21 protein-coding genes and 1 riboswitch are annotated in these 14906 nt (G+C 35.4%); of the genes, 4 read left to right on the forward strand and 17 right to left on the reverse strand.

Annotated features, from left to right (window positions below; all coding sequences use genetic code 11):
- Positions 1 to 29: 29 nt before the first annotated feature.
- The 7 genes from MHB55_RS14780 to MHB55_RS14810 form a co-directional block, all read right to left on the reverse strand.
- Positions 30 to 1592 carry a Na+/H+ antiporter NhaC family protein gene (locus MHB55_RS14780; protein WP_340863486.1) on the reverse strand — a complete coding sequence of 521 codons (1563 nt, stop codon included), beginning with the start codon at positions 1590 to 1592 and terminating at the stop codon, positions 30 to 32.
- A gap of 84 nt (positions 1593 to 1676) precedes the next feature.
- Positions 1677 to 1859: riboswitch (Lysine riboswitch) on the reverse strand.
- Positions 1860 to 1909: 50 nt separating this feature from the next.
- Positions 1910 to 2680, reverse strand: coding sequence for a sporulation protein YunB (gene yunB, locus MHB55_RS14785; RefSeq protein WP_154310208.1), 771 nt, complete (start codon positions 2678 to 2680; stop codon positions 1910 to 1912).
- Positions 2681 to 2722: 42 nt separating this feature from the next.
- Positions 2723 to 4096: a bifunctional metallophosphatase/5'-nucleotidase gene (locus tag MHB55_RS14790; RefSeq protein WP_340863487.1), complete on the reverse strand. Its 1374-nt coding sequence runs from the start codon at positions 4094 to 4096 to the stop codon at positions 2723 to 2725.
- A gap of 45 nt (positions 4097 to 4141) precedes the next feature.
- Positions 4142 to 4960 carry a sulfite exporter TauE/SafE family protein gene (locus MHB55_RS14795; protein WP_144538645.1) on the reverse strand — a complete coding sequence of 273 codons (819 nt, stop codon included), beginning with the start codon at positions 4958 to 4960 and terminating at the stop codon, positions 4142 to 4144.
- A complete protein-coding gene (locus tag MHB55_RS14800) occupies positions 4961 to 5812 on the reverse strand; it encodes a DUF72 domain-containing protein (RefSeq protein ID WP_144538646.1) in 852 nt (283 codons plus the stop codon).
- Between the two features lie 544 nt (positions 5813 to 6356).
- The gene (locus tag MHB55_RS14805) at positions 6357 to 6761 is read right to left on the reverse strand and encodes an SMI1/KNR4 family protein (protein WP_340863488.1); all 405 of its coding nucleotides are present in this window, start codon (positions 6759 to 6761) and stop codon (positions 6357 to 6359) included.
- A gap of 41 nt (positions 6762 to 6802) precedes the next feature.
- Complete coding sequence (locus MHB55_RS14810) at positions 6803 to 7177, reverse strand: hypothetical protein (protein ID WP_340863489.1); 375 nt, start codon at positions 7175 to 7177, stop codon at positions 6803 to 6805.
- Positions 7178 to 7912: 735 nt separating this feature from the next.
- Between MHB55_RS14810 and MHB55_RS14815 the strand changes: the two genes are divergently transcribed.
- Positions 7913 to 8521 (forward strand): hypothetical protein, encoded by a 609-nt coding sequence (locus MHB55_RS14815; protein WP_340863490.1) that lies wholly within the window; start codon positions 7913 to 7915, stop codon positions 8519 to 8521.
- Positions 8522 to 8598: 77 nt separating this feature from the next.
- On the opposite strand, the gene MHB55_RS14820 is transcribed toward MHB55_RS14815, so the two are convergent.
- Positions 8599 to 8811: a helix-turn-helix domain-containing protein gene (locus tag MHB55_RS14820; RefSeq protein WP_340863491.1), complete on the reverse strand. Its 213-nt coding sequence runs from the start codon at positions 8809 to 8811 to the stop codon at positions 8599 to 8601.
- Positions 8812 to 9071: 260 nt separating this feature from the next.
- Here MHB55_RS14820 and MHB55_RS14825 point away from each other — a divergent pair, with 260 nt between their 5' ends.
- The 3 genes from MHB55_RS14825 to MHB55_RS14835 are packed head-to-tail and all read left to right on the forward strand — an operon-like array spanning position 9072 to position 11453.
- Positions 9072 to 10370 (forward strand): FtsK/SpoIIIE domain-containing protein, encoded by a 1299-nt coding sequence (locus tag MHB55_RS14825; RefSeq protein WP_340863492.1) that lies wholly within the window; start codon positions 9072 to 9074, stop codon positions 10368 to 10370.
- Complete coding sequence (locus MHB55_RS14830; RefSeq protein WP_340863493.1) at positions 10312 to 10905, forward strand: replication-relaxation family protein; 594 nt, start codon at positions 10312 to 10314, stop codon at positions 10903 to 10905. The genes MHB55_RS14825 and MHB55_RS14830 overlap by 59 nt, the downstream gene beginning before the upstream one ends.
- A 14-nt stretch (positions 10906 to 10919) precedes the next feature.
- Positions 10920 to 11453: a hypothetical protein gene (locus MHB55_RS14835; protein ID WP_340863494.1), complete on the forward strand. Its 534-nt coding sequence runs from the start codon at positions 10920 to 10922 to the stop codon at positions 11451 to 11453.
- Between the two features lie 19 nt (positions 11454 to 11472).
- On the opposite strand, the gene MHB55_RS14840 is transcribed toward MHB55_RS14835, so the two are convergent.
- The 9 genes from MHB55_RS14840 to MHB55_RS14875 form a co-directional block, all read right to left on the reverse strand.
- Positions 11473 to 11670 (reverse strand): hypothetical protein, encoded by a 198-nt coding sequence (locus MHB55_RS14840; RefSeq protein ID WP_340863495.1) that lies wholly within the window; start codon positions 11668 to 11670, stop codon positions 11473 to 11475.
- 11 nt (positions 11671 to 11681) lie between these two features.
- A complete protein-coding gene (locus MHB55_RS14845) occupies positions 11682 to 12062 on the reverse strand; it encodes a YolD-like family protein (protein WP_340863496.1) in 381 nt (126 codons plus the stop codon).
- 17 nt (positions 12063 to 12079) lie between these two features.
- A complete protein-coding gene (locus MHB55_RS22300; RefSeq protein WP_445678237.1) occupies positions 12080 to 12280 on the reverse strand; it encodes a LexA family protein in 201 nt (66 codons plus the stop codon).
- Complete coding sequence (locus MHB55_RS14850; protein WP_340863497.1) at positions 12280 to 12501, reverse strand: transcriptional regulator; 222 nt, start codon at positions 12499 to 12501, stop codon at positions 12280 to 12282. Before MHB55_RS14850 ends, MHB55_RS22300 begins: the two co-directional genes overlap by 1 nt.
- A 116-nt stretch (positions 12502 to 12617) precedes the next feature.
- On the reverse strand, positions 12618 to 12857 hold the full coding sequence (locus MHB55_RS14855; protein ID WP_340863498.1) for a DNA-binding protein: 240 nt from the start codon (positions 12855 to 12857) through the stop codon (positions 12618 to 12620).
- A gap of 255 nt (positions 12858 to 13112) precedes the next feature.
- The gene (locus MHB55_RS14860; RefSeq protein WP_340863499.1) at positions 13113 to 13259 is read right to left on the reverse strand and encodes a hypothetical protein; all 147 of its coding nucleotides are present in this window, start codon (positions 13257 to 13259) and stop codon (positions 13113 to 13115) included.
- A 141-nt stretch (positions 13260 to 13400) separates the two neighbouring features.
- Positions 13401 to 14177, reverse strand: coding sequence for a peptidoglycan recognition protein family protein (locus tag MHB55_RS14865; RefSeq protein WP_340863500.1), 777 nt, complete (start codon positions 14175 to 14177; stop codon positions 13401 to 13403).
- Positions 14171 to 14455, reverse strand: a complete 285-nt coding sequence (locus tag MHB55_RS14870; RefSeq protein WP_340863501.1) for a phage holin — start codon at positions 14453 to 14455, stop codon at positions 14171 to 14173. The genes MHB55_RS14865 and MHB55_RS14870 overlap by 7 nt, the downstream gene beginning before the upstream one ends.
- A 15-nt stretch (positions 14456 to 14470) precedes the next feature.
- The gene (locus MHB55_RS14875; protein WP_340863502.1) at positions 14471 to 14869 is read right to left on the reverse strand and encodes a hypothetical protein; all 399 of its coding nucleotides are present in this window, start codon (positions 14867 to 14869) and stop codon (positions 14471 to 14473) included.
- Positions 14870 to 14906: the final 37 nt, after the last annotated feature.

Raw genomic sequence — 14906 nt, forward strand, 5'->3', positions numbered from 1 at the left:
AAACAACCTTCTAAAATCAACGGGCAGAACTATTGAACCACTCTTTTGCTTCTAATCGACCAAAAGGCAAACAACAAAACAATTATAATTATAACTGTTATTAACCCTATCAAGACAGAGCTTGTTAAGCCTAGTACCAAGTAACCTACTGCTGCAATAATTGCGCTAATAATAGCATAGGGCAGCTGAGTCATTACGTGGTCAATTACATTAACACCTGCTCCTGTGGCAGACATAATAGTCGTATCGGAGATTGGTGAGCAATGGTCTCCAAAAACTGCTCCTGCTAAAACAGCAGCTAAGACTGGAAGCAATAATTGAGGCTCAATCGCCATGATGATACTCGCTCCAATAGGAAGTAAGATTCCAAAAGAACCCCAAGATGATCCAGTTGCAAAAGCCATAAATGCTGTTAACACGAACATTAATACAGGTATCACACCTACTGGTACATTGTTTTCCGTAACTAAAGTAGCTAAAAATGCTCCAGTTTCTAAAGCTGTGATTAAATAAGACAACGACCAAGCAAACACTAATATCAAAATAGCTGGAAGCATAGATTTAACACCTGTGCATATGGCTTTCCACACGTAAGTCATGTTTGCCTCTGGGTTCGTTTTAAATTGGCGTATATATAAAATCATTGCGATTATACTAGCTGTCAGTCCCCCTATAAATAACGAAAGAGGTACATCTGTATGTTCAAAGATTATAAAAATGTCTAAAACTTTTCCTGAAAGGCTATAACCCGTCCAAAACATACTTCCTAAAGTGACAACCACTAAAGAAATAATAGGAAGTAATAAATCAATCACCTTACCATAATTATTTTCCGGGAAATCACCCTCTAAATCTCCAGGATTTGTTTTCTCCGGGTCAAAAAGTACGCCTGTATCCATCGCTCGTCTTTCATGCTTTTTCATCTCAAACAAATCAAAGTCAGTCCATGCTGTAAAAAAGACCAATGCTAATGTTGCGATTACATAGAAGTTCATCGGTGCCATTAACACAAATGCCTCCAGCGGTGTATAATCAGTCACCGCATGTGTAGCAAAAATTACACCAAGCTGACTGATTAGGAAAGCTCCCCAACTAGAGACTGGAGACACTACACAAACTGGTGCAGAGGTGGAATCGATAAAATAAGCAAGCTTTGCACGAGAAACTTTATGAGAGTCTGTAATAGGTCTAGCGATTTGCCCAACTGCTAATGCATTAAAATAATCATCCACAAAAATGATAATCCCCAAAAAAGCAGTTAAAAGTTTAGATCCTCTTTTTGTTTTGATTCTTTTGATAGCCCAAGCAGCAAATGCTGTGCTACCACCGGAAAGACTAACGAAAGCTGTTACTACTCCTAATAATAATATAAAAGCTAAAATATATATGTTATATACGTTTAACCCACCATCCCAAAAGGATACTTTAAATGAGTCCCATAATAAAAGAAAAGATTGTACTGGGTTAAAATTCTCTACAAGTAATGCGGCGGAAAGAATCCCCGCTCCCAATGAAAGTAAAACTCTTTTAGTCACTAAAACCATAATAATTGCCAATAATGGTGGCACTAACGAAAAAATAGTATTCTCCAAAACTGTTCCTCCTTAAAAATCGAAAAGCCAACCTATAAATATATATAGGTTGGCTTGATTATGAACTATAAGTTAAATACTTACTTCATTTGTAGCTCCCCATCTATACTTAAGTATAAATGACAGTGTTATTTTTATTCAAAATAACCCCAACTAAGTATCCTATGACTATTAATACTTAGCTTCGGCAAAGCTTCCTTTCATCTACGATCAACGGTGTCAACCTCCTGTAAATTACTCTTAAGCCTCGCAGCCTCTACCTATTCATTATTCATTTCTTTCTATTCTAACAGGCTTTTATAAAAACCGCCTTTTTTTTAATCTTCCGGCAATGGTATTGGTACCTCCACTGATGGAGCAGCAGACCCATCTCCTCCGGTATAAATATGAGGCACCTGTCCCTGTACTAAGCCCATTGCAACAGGGATATTTTGTTCAACTACACTCATTTTGCTCGCAAGTGGCACAATGATTTGTACATTTACTTTAATATGGATACTAATTTCTACATAAGCATTATTTATCCCAAACTCTGTTATGGTCGGCACTACATTGGACTGAACATTACCTATTACATGGAAACGAATCGGGATTTTAGGCCCTAAGTTTCCGATTAGAGGTATATTTGTAGCCTGCCCCATCGGCACAAAGAATACTACCCCACCTTGATCTTCCATTGTATGTTTATCATATTCAATATCATCCAAGTAGGGAAGACTAGAAAGATTTCCTTTTTCTGCCTGTTCCAAATGAGATTGCACTAAACTATTTGTATCAGAAAGTACTCGGTTGATAATCTCCGTATTAAACTTAGTCGTCACCATATTTTTACTATCTGAAGGAACTTCTTCAATAATATCGTTTACGTCTAACACATTTGCCGTACGTGAATTAATCGCTTTACTAATTACCATAGAGGCAATCTTATTAGTTTGTACTTCTGCATAATCTAAATAAGTTGGAGTCAGTTGGGCATTTATGTAATAAAACACCCAAGCTACCGACAAGAGAAAGCATGTCAAAAAGATAGCTAATTTACGTTGAGTGCTAAAAAATATAAAACGTTTCTTCTTTTTTCGATAAAACAACGAAAAAACCTCCTCATTACTTTTATGTAACAAGAAGGTCTTTTATGCCCTGCACTTATGCTCTTCCTTTATTCCGTACCATTTCACAACGTCTCGAATCGTTTCTGGCATAATATATTGTTTTTTTGCTGTTTTAAAGGAAGGAAAGAAATATCCAAATGTGAACATATCCAAAGTTGCCAGCCGGTAGGTGTCCTGGATAAGTAACGGACTTCCCTGTATGAAGATAACACCATCTTCTCTTTCAACTATTTGTTCAAATAATACATTACCTAAGAATTTACCACGAAAGCCTAGTCCTTTTACTTCGAGGTGAGGCCATTTATCATTTTTTGATTGCTCAATGATCTCTAGCAAATCTGCTCCACTTAATGTAATGATACAAGGATTAATAGGATGTGGAAGACATTGATGTAAGTCTCCAGCAGTTACAGGTCCCTCTGGTAAATCTTTTAAAAATATACCCGCTGGGAACATTGCACAATCAGCACCTGTATATTCGAGCAACCCTTTCCCAAAAAATTTAGCGAGCTCAGATTCATGAAACCATTCTTTTTCAAGCTTTACTGGATTATTAAATACAGTATGAGAAAGCTGGGCTTTTCCTTCATACTCCCAACGACTTTGGAGTTTGCTTGCATATTCAGGTACGGGTAGCTCGTCGGTCGGATATACCTTAGCCTCTTTTGAAACAATCTTCTTGCTAATATGATCAAATTCTAATATTACACGTCCAATATACATACCAAATTTGCCTGTAGCAGCCTGCAAAGTGTTCCCTAACCATTTCCCCTCCTCGAACAAATGATGGGTGTGAGCGCCTAAAATAAGATCCAATGAGGGTATTTGTTCAATCAGAATTTCATCCTGTGATTTTCCCAAATGTGACATACATATTAGAATATCTACTTGTGAGGAAATTTCCTTACACACATTTTTTAATCGTGGTATAGGGTCCTGTACATGCCAGCCAAGTTTTTCATAGTAAACGCCATAATCTGCCGTGGCAGCAACAATTCCAATTTTAATGCCAGAGGGGGTTTGATGAATTTTGTAAGGCTTTACCCAATTAGGAATCTCTCCATCCAAGTTAGTAAAATTTGAAACAATTACTTCAAAATTTGCTTCTGTATATAAAGAGTCTAATTCCTCATGACTAAGCGTTATCCCTTCGTTATTACCAATTGTCACATAGTCATACTTTGCCTCGTTTAAAAGCTTTACATTGCCCTTCCCCAGAGTTCCTTCTGTATAAATATTGGAGCGATCCACGTGATCCCCAATATCTAAAATAAGATAGGAATCCTTCTTTTCATGCATCTTTCTTTTATTTGAAAGAAAGTGATGGATTGAAGGCCAATTTTCCAAATGACTGTGCAAGTCATTTGTATGATAAATATAAATCGTTTCTTTCACCCTCTCCACCTCTTTCATATGTTTTAACCATTTTATAATTTTCTTTTAAAATAGCCCATCAATAATGGAGCGGATTCCAAGTAACAGTAACACTATCCGTAAGGCAGTTACTAGTGTTTCCGAGTTCAACTTTTTGTTCAGCTTTGCACCAATCTTCGCACCAATATATGCAGCAGGGATAACGGGTATGGTATATAGCCATGGAACATTTCCTAATGATATATGGGTTGCCGAATTGACAATAGACGATAAAAACACCATAAACATGGAAGTACCCACTGCAACATGTGGAGGAAAAAGAAATAACAAAATCATAGCAGGTACAATCATCGATCCTCCACCGATTCCAAATAACCCTGAGGCAAAGCCAATTACAAACGTTAAGGAAACGGCAAACCAAATCGGAAAACCATATACATATGTATTTTCTCCATCCTTAAACGTCCGCTGCTTACCATGATTAACAAACCATTGAACCGGCTTCAAATACTTACGAACAAGCAATAGAATAGATAGGGCAACGAGTAATATACCAAAGTATAGGTTAAATGACGGGAGATCTAATCCTTTATTAACCCAAGCACCTAAAATAGTACCCGGAATACTGCCAATAAAAAATATAAATCCACTTCTAAAATCTACTGTTTTAGACTTCATATAGGATAGAGTAGAAGACAGGCCAATAAAGATCATCATGACAACCGAAAGACCCACCACACTTTGTGGTGTAATATTTGGTATCAAATCAAGCGTAGTACCAAGAAAAAGTACTGCGGGCACTAAAATAACGCCGCCCCCTAGCCCTACCAAGGCACCTATCACCCCGGAAAAAAGACCGCTAAGCACTAATAAAAACCACTCCATTTAAAATTCTCCTTCGAAAAGATTTAGTTGCTTTGGAGCAAGTCCGTCAAATTCAATATCTAACATGTGTTGAAAGGATTTAGCATTTTTAGCCGCATGACCGCCTGAATTGTTATTAAATAACACAAGCACCTCCGAAGCCTGCTTTGATAGAGTTTGACATATTTGTTGAATATATTGGAGCTCCTGTTCATTATAATCATATAAATAGCGGACTTCTCTCCACTTTTCATTGTTACCAGGATTCTTCCATCCGTAAAAGTTTCTACCGTGAAGACGAACCAATACTTTATCAGAAGTAGCAATCGGAACTACAGGTATACTCCCTTCCCCATTTTGCGGCTCATCACAAACGCTATGATGAAAATTATTTTCCTTCAAAAATTGGATGGTCGACTCCTTATATTCTGGAAGATACCAGGATTGATGGCGAAACTCGATTACCACCTCAAAATCCTTTAGTTCTTCCCTTATTCTCCTCATATATTGAACATTGTCCTTCTCACACTGAAACCAAGGCGGAAATTGAACAAGCACCATCGCCAGCTTCCCCGCCTCCTTCAGAGGACGAAGCATCTGTCGGTAGCTCTCAAACATTTCCTCTGACGTTTTAAAAGGGTTTTCTCCTCTGAGATGACCCGTTATTCCTTGATAGGCCTTTACAATAAATTGAAAATTATCAGGAGTCTCTCGAATCCATTTTTCTATATTCCGTTGTGGTTGAATCGCATAAAAGGACGCATCCAGCTCTACAATTGGAAAATGTGCACTATAATCTTGCAGCTTCTCCTTAGGCGACGAAACGTATAAATCTGGGTGATCCCCCCAACCAGTTAAACCAATCTTAATCATCAAACCACCTCTTTATTAATACTTAGTATCATATCATTTCCCTAACCAATCAGACAAAAAAATAGACCAAATATCCACTTTTCTAATAATTATTAAATAAGTTTTGTGGGCAGCAGGTGAAGTGTTTTGAAAAAATTGTTGCAGTAACAGGCCAAAGCATTGCGAGAAAACAAAGTGTTGCGTATATCAGGGGAAGTGTTGCACAGAGCGAGACAACTGTTGCGTGACAGACCCCAAGTGTTGCAGGAACCGGCCAAAGCGTTGCGAGAAAACAAAGTGTTGCGCATATCAGGGGAAGTGTTGCACAGAGCGAGACAACTGTTGCAAGACAACGCCCAAGTGTTGCAGGAACAGGCCAAAGTGTTGCGGAAAAGACCCAAAGTGTTGCGAGAATCTTACTTCTCACCGCCTGAGTCCCCTCCTGTTGCTAAATATCTTTACCCTGTTACCTATTTCTTGACACTTACTCGGATGTTGTAATTTACATGCCATTGCTGGAGCTATTATATAGACAAAATATTTTTTTAGTGGTTGTTCCTAAAATTTAAATTTCCTTTGCGAAAACCTTTCTTGCAAATTCTAAAAAGTTCTTTTCTTCTCTTGGGAAAATTGTTAAGTCCTCGTGCCAAATTTCAACAAATGACCAATTCTCCGTAGGCAAAAATCCAATCGCATCACCTGAAAAGTTGTCTCCGAATAATAAAACCTTTTTTATTTCAGGATTATTGGCTACATCATATATTTCTTCTGCTTCAATTAATCCACCATAGAACATAAAATATCCATCAGCTACAGATCCAAACCCTACTTCCATTAAAAAATCTCTATAATCCTGCGGTATATCACCATATATTAAATTCTCGTCTACTTTAGATTTTGATAACTTCCTAAACCCATGATTGATAGACGATTGAGCTATTTCTTCGAGAATTTTACTGTAGTTCTCCACCTTTTATTCTTCCTCCTATTAATAACTACCTTAGAAAATATCTAAATGAGTCTTTGAATTTGTCTGTTTAAAAGTTTATATACACCTGGATAACTTTCATTTGTAATAATATTTACCGTCTCATTGTGCTCCAATTCCCCTACTCCAAGTAAATATGATAATGTCTGTGCCAAACATTTTTTGGCATCAAAGTTTTTTGGCATACTCCAATACGGATTTTCTAATAGTTTTTTATAACGTTCTTTATGCTGACATCTTAATAGCAACTTATACAAATTTTCATAATTTCCTTCACTGATAAACCTTTGAATTATAACTTCATACATTTTCAGCTCACCTATTTTTATCAGAAGTTTTATCGCAAGTGCTAAACAAGTTTCTTCATTAAATTTAGTTGGCTTAATGATTTTTTTCACCTCATCTTTTTTAATCTGCGTTTTATTAATTTCTTATTCTCTCTTTGTAATAACGTCAATTTGTTTCTCACTTTTATATTCAACTTTTACGAGTACGAGTCGCCGACTGTTGTTCCAATCAACAAAGATTTAACTTGCCTAAATATATTATATATTTAATTCCATAATTATACAATTTAATGAAATATAATTAACCTCTTTAAGGTAGCTATAATATTTCCCCATTTTAAATAAAAAAAAGAAGACGAACTTAAAAGTTCGCCTCCTACACTTTAGGAAAATGCACATCGATCCAATATTGGTTCGATTGATTTTCATTATACATTTATTATTGAATCAAAGTTAATAAAATATTAACCGATAGATCCTTCCATCTCGACTATCGATTCGCGCAAGTTCTGACTAAAATTGCATTACCACGCTATTACCCCCTAATAGCGCAAGATTCTTTTTAATGTTTTTTTTAATATAAATGAATTAATGGTATCAAAAATGGTATCACGGAAAGCTTTTATTATATAGGAAGAAACTAATTAGATATAGAGTAGTCTAAAGTGATTTGCCATTTTTTAAGGTAGCGATTTTATGGATATGGTTACTGAAGCCAGTGTAAAAAATATGCAAAGTAATATTGTTTTATTTTATGTCCAAACTTACCCTTGCTTAAATACAAGCTGTTAACTTCTTCTATAAATAGTATAATTGTTCCAAGACCTAAAAAAGGGGGATTATACTTTGATAAGCAGCTGTATCTCAATAAAAAATTTAAATAACCAAAAATGTTTTATTTTATTTGTTACATTCTTAATAGTAGGTATTGTTTTAAGTGGGTGTAATAATGCTGAAGTGGCAGAAAATGAAAAAAAGGACACTTCTGTTGTTGAGACAAAAGAATCCGAAGAAAAGGTTGATACTGTTGAAAAGGAAGGTACTATAGATAAAGAAAAAGTCCAAGCTACCGAAACTGAGGCAGCTATAGAACCTGACATTGATACATCAATATTTGAATATGTAACAGATGTTGAGTTAACAGATGCTATAGACATTAATCAACACCTAACAGTTAAATTAAATATTAGTGAAGAAGCACAGCCAGGAATGGCTGTTCAGAATATCCTTAAACAAACATTCGATTTCATCCAACAAGATGACCTCGAAGAAGCTAAAACAATAACTATAATTGTTAGTCAAAATGATAAAAAAATTACACAGTATACCGTGCAAAAAGACAAATTTTTTCCTAATGACAACGATCCAATGTCTGGTCTAATTTTAGATGCATCTGAAGTAGAATTTATGAGCGATGAAGTAAAAGCATTTGGTAAAGATACTGGATCATGGTAAACATATTTTTAAGTCCTTCCACAATGTATGTGGTTGGGCTTTTTATTTTCTTAACGCCTATACAGTCTTACTGTTGTCTAGTTTTTAAAATCAAGTATTTCTCGTATATCCTTCACCTCTAATACATCAGCAATTTTACATATAGCACTCTTTGGTATTCGTTCTATTTTATTGTTTACTAATTCAGAAATAGTTCTTGTCGATAACCCGGTCCTATTAGCTAATTCTTGGTAGGTCATTTTATGATCTAATAACAGTTTATTCAACTTTATTACAATCTCATGATCCATAGCAAATACTCCTTTTATGTTAAATGTAAAATTTTTCTGTTAAACAAGTTATTCTTTTACGTTAAATGTAATAAGATATAACATACCTAAAACGCTACCTGAATTACTGCTAATTAAAGTACTACCCTAGTATTTCAACTTAGCACATCCAAAATCCTTTAATTTCGATAGTTTACTAATGATTTCAATCGTGCTAGTTTAGCGCAACTCTTACTATGTAAGATAACCTGTGTGAGAGTATTCAAAGGGAGGAAGACTGAATGATTTTCGAAGTTTTGACTACTTCATTGATGGGTGGAATTGCATTAAATGCTTTTATTAAAAAGAAAGGTCTTGCTACTAATGATAGCGGCAAGATCCAAAGGATTATTTCATTATCCGGTTTGAATGTAAAAGATGGTAAAGACACACTTACTACTCAATTAATCAAGAAAAAACAACATGATTGGGGATGGGAATATAAGTATCGAATTCCCTTAGGCCGTAGTTTTAATGATTATCTAAACAAAATGGATATTTTACAAGACGGCATTAATAACAGGAGGAAACGTATTTCTTTTAATGATATAAAGTCACTCAACTTAGATGCAAATGTCGTTCTGCAATTTCAAGAGTTATGGAAAAATAAATTAACTGAAAACAAAGAGATAGAATTGGACTTTGACGGGTTATTAATTATTCGCATTTATGACAAGCCACTACCTATTCAAGTCAACTTTATTAATGGCGACAACTGGCAAGTGCCAGTTGGCATTACGAGGAACAAAAACGAATTTAAATTTCATGACTTTGAGAAAACCCCACATTTCGTGTTAGGGGGAGCAACCCGATATGGTAAAAGTAACTTCATCAACTCCATAATAGTGAGCCTTATACAAAGTAAATCTGATCACGTAAAACTTTTCCTTATTGATTTAAAAGGTGGAGTTGAATTTAGCGATTACCAAAATCTTAAACAAACCGTCTCTATTGCCTTTGAGCCTGAAGATGCATTAGAAACTTTAAATAAAGCATATGACACTATGATAAATATTCAAAAACGATTAAGAAAGTTAGGAAAAAAGAAGGTACAGGAAGCAAATATAAAAGAACGATATTTCATCATTGTGGATGAAGTAGGTGAATTAAATCCTTATGAAGCAATAGATTCTGATGAAAAAAAACTCAAAATAGCCTGTCAAAAATATATGTCGCAAATCGCTCGTCTTGGTGCTGGGTTGGGGTTTAGGCTCATTGTAGCAACTCAGTACCCACTAGGGACAGTCGTTAATAACCAAATAAAGCAGAATTCAGATGCAAAATTGTGTTTTCGTGTGCAATCAGAAGTAGCTTCTCGAGTTGTATTAGACTCGGGTGGTGCTGATAAATTACCACAGATAGTAGGCCGTGCAATATATCAGACTGCTGACAAACGTGAAATATTACAAACCCCTTATATATCATCAAACATCATAAAAACTACTATTGCTCCTCACATCATTGAAAAGGAGGTCTTACCATTTGAAGAAGAATTTAAGCCCCAGGGACGAAGAAATATTATTACTTTTGAAAAAGTTTGACTTTCTTACACGAGATCAGTTAAACAAACGATTTAATCTAGGAAAAGTTAGAAATACTAATAGAGTACTTTTCAACTTGTCTGACTATCTTATGACAGTTAAAGAGGGGCATCAGACTGTGTATTATCTTTCCAAAATCGGTCGAGAGTATGTAGGGTGTGACAAAATACGAAAAAAAGGAAACCATGTTCAGCATACTATCATGCGTAATCAATTATGGCTTTATTATGGATATCCTAGGGATTGGCAAAATGAAATGAAAGTGATATTAGAAAATAAATATATTATTGTAGATGCTATGTTTACTAGAAATAACTTTCATCATTTCCTAGAAGTTGACAATTTGCAAACGATGAAAGAAAACCGGGAGAAGATTAAGCGATATATACAAATGATACACAAATTCCGTCTGCAATTTGGTTACTTCCCTACTATTGTTTGGCTAACTACTTCAGAGGTAAGGCGTAAACAACTGCTAGAAGCGTGTAAGGATTTGCCAAGTGTAAAAGTATATACTCTCAATGAAATCAAATAAAGGGAGGAAAAAGTATGTTTAAAATGAAGTCCAAAATAGAGGTTGTTCCTGAGAGTGATTACACAGATTTCAGTGATCTAATGGAAGATAGCAGGTATGCGACCAATAAAACGTTAATAGCCGCTGCAGTCGTTCCGATTAGTGTAGCCACTGGATTGGCGGTAACACGACTGGTAAGCACACCAGCACATTATTCATCCACTGTTATACCAGTATCCACGCCAAAAATTGAACCAGTCAACGTACTAGCACAAACTCCACTAATCACTCCAACACCTATATCCACTCCCGAAATGATTCCCACTGGTTATATTGCTGAAAAATCATTAGAAACATTTGCTAACATCATGGATCCTGTCATTCAAATATTAGTATCAATAAGCTTTCCAGTCGCTAGTGTCATTATGGTAGGAGCATGTTTCTTCTTCATGTTTGGAAACAGCGAGAAAGCTTGGGGTATGATTATGAATGCCGGATTGGGTTACGTGTTGATTCAACTCTCTCCTTTATTCTTAGACATTTTAAGAGAGGTTGGTAAAGCTGTCTAAATAAAATAACCACCTTCCATCAGTGGTCGGTGGTTTCTTTCTGTTTATCGGCTTCAACACTCTCTATTAATTCGCATAATTTTACTGTTGCCTCAAATTCTTCAGCTGTCATTTCGCTAATCCACTCTAAAAATGCATTAACCGTGTCTTTCGGATACTTATCATATAGCTCATTTACTGTTTGCTCAATTTTTAATTGCTCATCTGTCTTACTCATAAAACTACTCCTCAGTCCATGATAGTTACATCTACTATATCATCCATTTTTATTGCTAATAAATAAAAAGGGTCCTGCAGTTGAATCTCCCTGCGTTTTAAATCCACTTCCTCAATGGTACCTCTGTTATATATAAACTGGCCATCTTTCCAACGTTTAATTTTAGTATCTGCATAGGAGGAAAAAGCGAGCTCGATTGACTCTGATAAAAGTACATAGTCATACTCGGTTAACTCGGGTTTAGGCTCTTTCTTCACTTCCTCGTAATATTCACGAAGCATACCTACATGTTCCGTTAACATCATCGATGTGCCCCATTTAATATTTCTGCGTGGATCAAGTGGATACTTAGATTTCTTTATTTCCTCGAAAAAGGCATCATGAAAACCCATATGTTAAACTTCCCTTCTCAAGTAATTTGTATAGTTCTGGGATGAGAATCAATATAACTAATGTATCCTTTACTTCTCAAAGTATTCAAATGTTTATGTACTGTTGAAGGAGAGCTTAAGCCTACAGCGTTAGCTATTTCTCTTAAAGAGGGTGAGTATTGATTTTCAGCCAAATAAACTCTAATAAAATTATATATGTCTTGTTGCCTCTTTTTCATTAAATCACCGTTCTTTCTTTATGGATTATGGGTACAAATGCAAGTACGTTTTCTATTCTAAAAACCCTCTTAGTACCTCTTAAGAAACAATAAGCCTTAAAAGAATCCTTTGTAACACTTAATACCTTTACTCGTCTTTTACTGATTTCACCGTTATTTTTCATGTAAATCATTTCAGATACTTGATTGGTTTTCAATGATTTTAAAATTAAAATACGCACATTCGTTCCCTCCTTTTTATTAATTATACGAACATACGTTTTTATTTGCAACTAGAAATTTTAGGGATTAAAAAAACGACTTACCCATTTTAGAGTAAGTCGTTTTATATTTTAGACTATTTATCGTAGGGACGATATTTAGTTCTTAACATTTCAAGTTCTTCTTTTTTCTCAAGGACTATGCTTCTTAAAAACATTTTAGGCTGTTCTTTAACTGTATTGAGTTTACCATCACTTACAAGCTGGCCTATTCTAGCTTTGGAAACTTCTAGTATCTCCGCTGCCTCCGCTGCAGAAATTATTTCTTCTCTTAAAAATTGCAATAAATCCTCTGTTGACGCGAATTGATATTTCATTACATTTACCTCCCATCTTTAGACATTGCAATCATTACTAGCCTTATTATGTGAATAAAAATCGTTATACCGAAAAGACTCATTAATAAATAATCGAATGTCTTTAGATTGTCAAAATCAACATATATACCAATTATCAATGCTCCAAATATCAACAAAGCAATATTTGTATACCCAAATCTTTTAAGCATTTTCTTCATAATTTATAAGTGGATGTGCTACAATTTAAGAGAAGGGGAATTACTTCCCCTCGTTCTAGTTGCGACGTTTCTTCTTTGCCGGAGTTCGTCGCTTCTTTTTTTGTCCTCGCTTTATGTCGTGTAAGTCTTTTAAGCCTGACGTAAAGGCTTTGAAGATTGTTGCGACAATTGCGATTGTAGCTAAAACCTTATCAACATCCACTCTTGTTCACCTCCTTTCTATATATTAATAATAACATACCTATTCAAAAAAGTAAATAGATTTATAAGAGAATTTAAAGGTTTTTTCATATTATTTTAATAAAAAAAGCCCCACCCACAATTAAGTGAGCAGGGCTAATTTCTACTTATTTTTTAATTGTTCTAACATTGATTTTGAGGGTGTTTCATACTTAATATGCTCAAGCATTTTTGTTACCCACATACCTCCACCTACATTGTATTGCCCATCATGTTCTTCGCGGTAACCATACACACGATATTCTTCGCCTGGATTCAATACACGAACCTCTTCTAACTTATTAGAGGTATGGGCAGAGTCTTTCCAAAGGTTAATAGGTTTTACGATAGTCAGCTTACCTATTTGGCCTTTTTTGAGTTCTGTCTTACCCCACATGATTTTATCCGTATTTGTGACACCACCAACTACTGCCTTGTCAGGTGTTTGCAGTTCTTTAAGTCGTTTTCTCACATTGTTCATATTAATCCCAGGACATGACGTTGCAGTACCGCTAAATTCATTATGACCAAGCACATTTTCTACACTTAATCCAAAATTTTGTAGAGCCAATAAACAACGCTCTTCAAATGCTTTTTCTTGTGCCTCAGTGAAACTACCATTACCAACTACACAGATATGATAAGTTTCAGTATTGTGATTACCTATTCCATTAGTAGGGAAATATGGATCGTAGCAAAGTTGAACAGCACCATCTCGCAAAATAATTTCATGATAGCCTCCCTTGGTCCATCCTAGCCCCTTCCAACGGTTATTCCAAAAAGCAAAATAGTCACCACTCGTTGTTGCTGAATGATGACGTGCTACTTTTTTTATTTGATTGAGATTTCTTCTAGTTTTGGACGGAGCGACTTTTTGGCGGATATCTAGTATTTTTACCATTTGCCGCCCTCCTTTGGTTTTTCATAATTCATTGCTTGTGTCGAATCAAAATGTCCTTTAGTTGTTGGGTCTGTAATAGCATTATAACCTGCATACAGCATAGCAACTAAGAGGATAGGATTCCCGTAGGCTTGTACGAATAGGTCGCCTAGTGTATTCCATGTAGTAAGGTCTGTAAAGCTAAGACCTGCATAAACTAATGCTGGAGACAAAATAGCTCCAATTAATTGAAAAATAAAGATAGGGTTCTTAAAACGTACTTTCCAGTTGATTTTCATTATGAATTCCTCCTCTTATTTTAAAATAAACGCTTCGAATATTAAGTAGACAATGCCTCCAGCAGCAAATAGTGTTTTCATGAAATCCCATGCTTTTGCCCAATTGTCTCTTTTTATTTCTGAATCTACTTTTTTAATATCTGTATCTGCCTTTTTTAGTTCATGCTGCATACCTGTGGTTGACTTAATCAAATCCCACTGCTTGTCCATAATAGACTGGAAGAAGGATCTAGTTTCCTTGTTTTCTGTAAGAATGGTCGTTTTAAGATCATGATAATTGGTATCTGATTCATGTCTCCATTTATCCATGTCTTTTTTCCATTCCATCAAAGCAATTTGTCCCTTAGCTAAACCTTTTTGAGCTTCCTTTAATTTTTCTATGTCCTCCCCTTGTTGTTTTACTGTTTCGAACATCGAGTTGTTGCCTCCTTCCGGCATCATCTCACCCCTT

Origin of the sequence: Psychrobacillus sp. FSL K6-1267 (assembly GCF_038003265.1) — a bacterium.
GTDB classification, from domain to species: domain Bacteria; phylum Bacillota; class Bacilli; order Bacillales_A; family Planococcaceae; genus Psychrobacillus; species Psychrobacillus faecigallinarum.

Excerpts from the sequence above, each read along its gene's own strand:
- MHB55_RS14835 (WP_340863494.1), top strand. The coding sequence starts at position 10,920 with ATGTTTAAAATGAAGTCCAAAATAGAGGTTGTTCCTGAGAGTGATTAC.
- MHB55_RS14795 (WP_144538645.1), bottom strand. The coding sequence starts at position 4,960 with ATGGAGTGGTTTTTATTAGTGCTTAGCGGTCTTTTTTCCGGGGTGATA.
- MHB55_RS14800 (WP_144538646.1), bottom strand. The coding sequence starts at position 5,812 with ATGATTAAGATTGGTTTAACTGGTTGGGGGGATCACCCAGATTTATAC.
- MHB55_RS14870 (WP_340863501.1), bottom strand. The coding sequence starts at position 14,455 with ATGAAAATCAACTGGAAAGTACGTTTTAAGAACCCTATCTTTATTTTT.
- MHB55_RS14820 (WP_340863491.1), bottom strand. The coding sequence starts at position 8,811 with ATGGATCATGAGATTGTAATAAAGTTGAATAAACTGTTATTAGATCAT.
- MHB55_RS14825 (WP_340863492.1), top strand. The coding sequence starts at position 9,072 with ATGATTTTCGAAGTTTTGACTACTTCATTGATGGGTGGAATTGCATTA.
- MHB55_RS14855 (WP_340863498.1), bottom strand. The coding sequence starts at position 12,857 with ATGAAATATCAATTCGCGTCAACAGAGGATTTATTGCAATTTTTAAGA.
- MHB55_RS22300 (WP_445678237.1), bottom strand. The coding sequence starts at position 12,280 with ATGAAAAAGAGGCAACAAGACATATATAATTTTATTAGAGTTTATTTG.
- MHB55_RS14845 (WP_340863496.1), bottom strand. The coding sequence starts at position 12,062 with ATGGGTTTTCATGATGCCTTTTTCGAGGAAATAAAGAAATCTAAGTAT.
- MHB55_RS14840 (WP_340863495.1), bottom strand. The coding sequence starts at position 11,670 with ATGAGTAAGACAGATGAGCAATTAAAAATTGAGCAAACAGTAAATGAG.
- MHB55_RS14875 (WP_340863502.1), bottom strand. The coding sequence starts at position 14,869 with ATGTTCGAAACAGTAAAACAACAAGGGGAGGACATAGAAAAATTAAAG.
- MHB55_RS14865 (WP_340863500.1), bottom strand. The coding sequence starts at position 14,177 with ATGGTAAAAATACTAGATATCCGCCAAAAAGTCGCTCCGTCCAAAACT.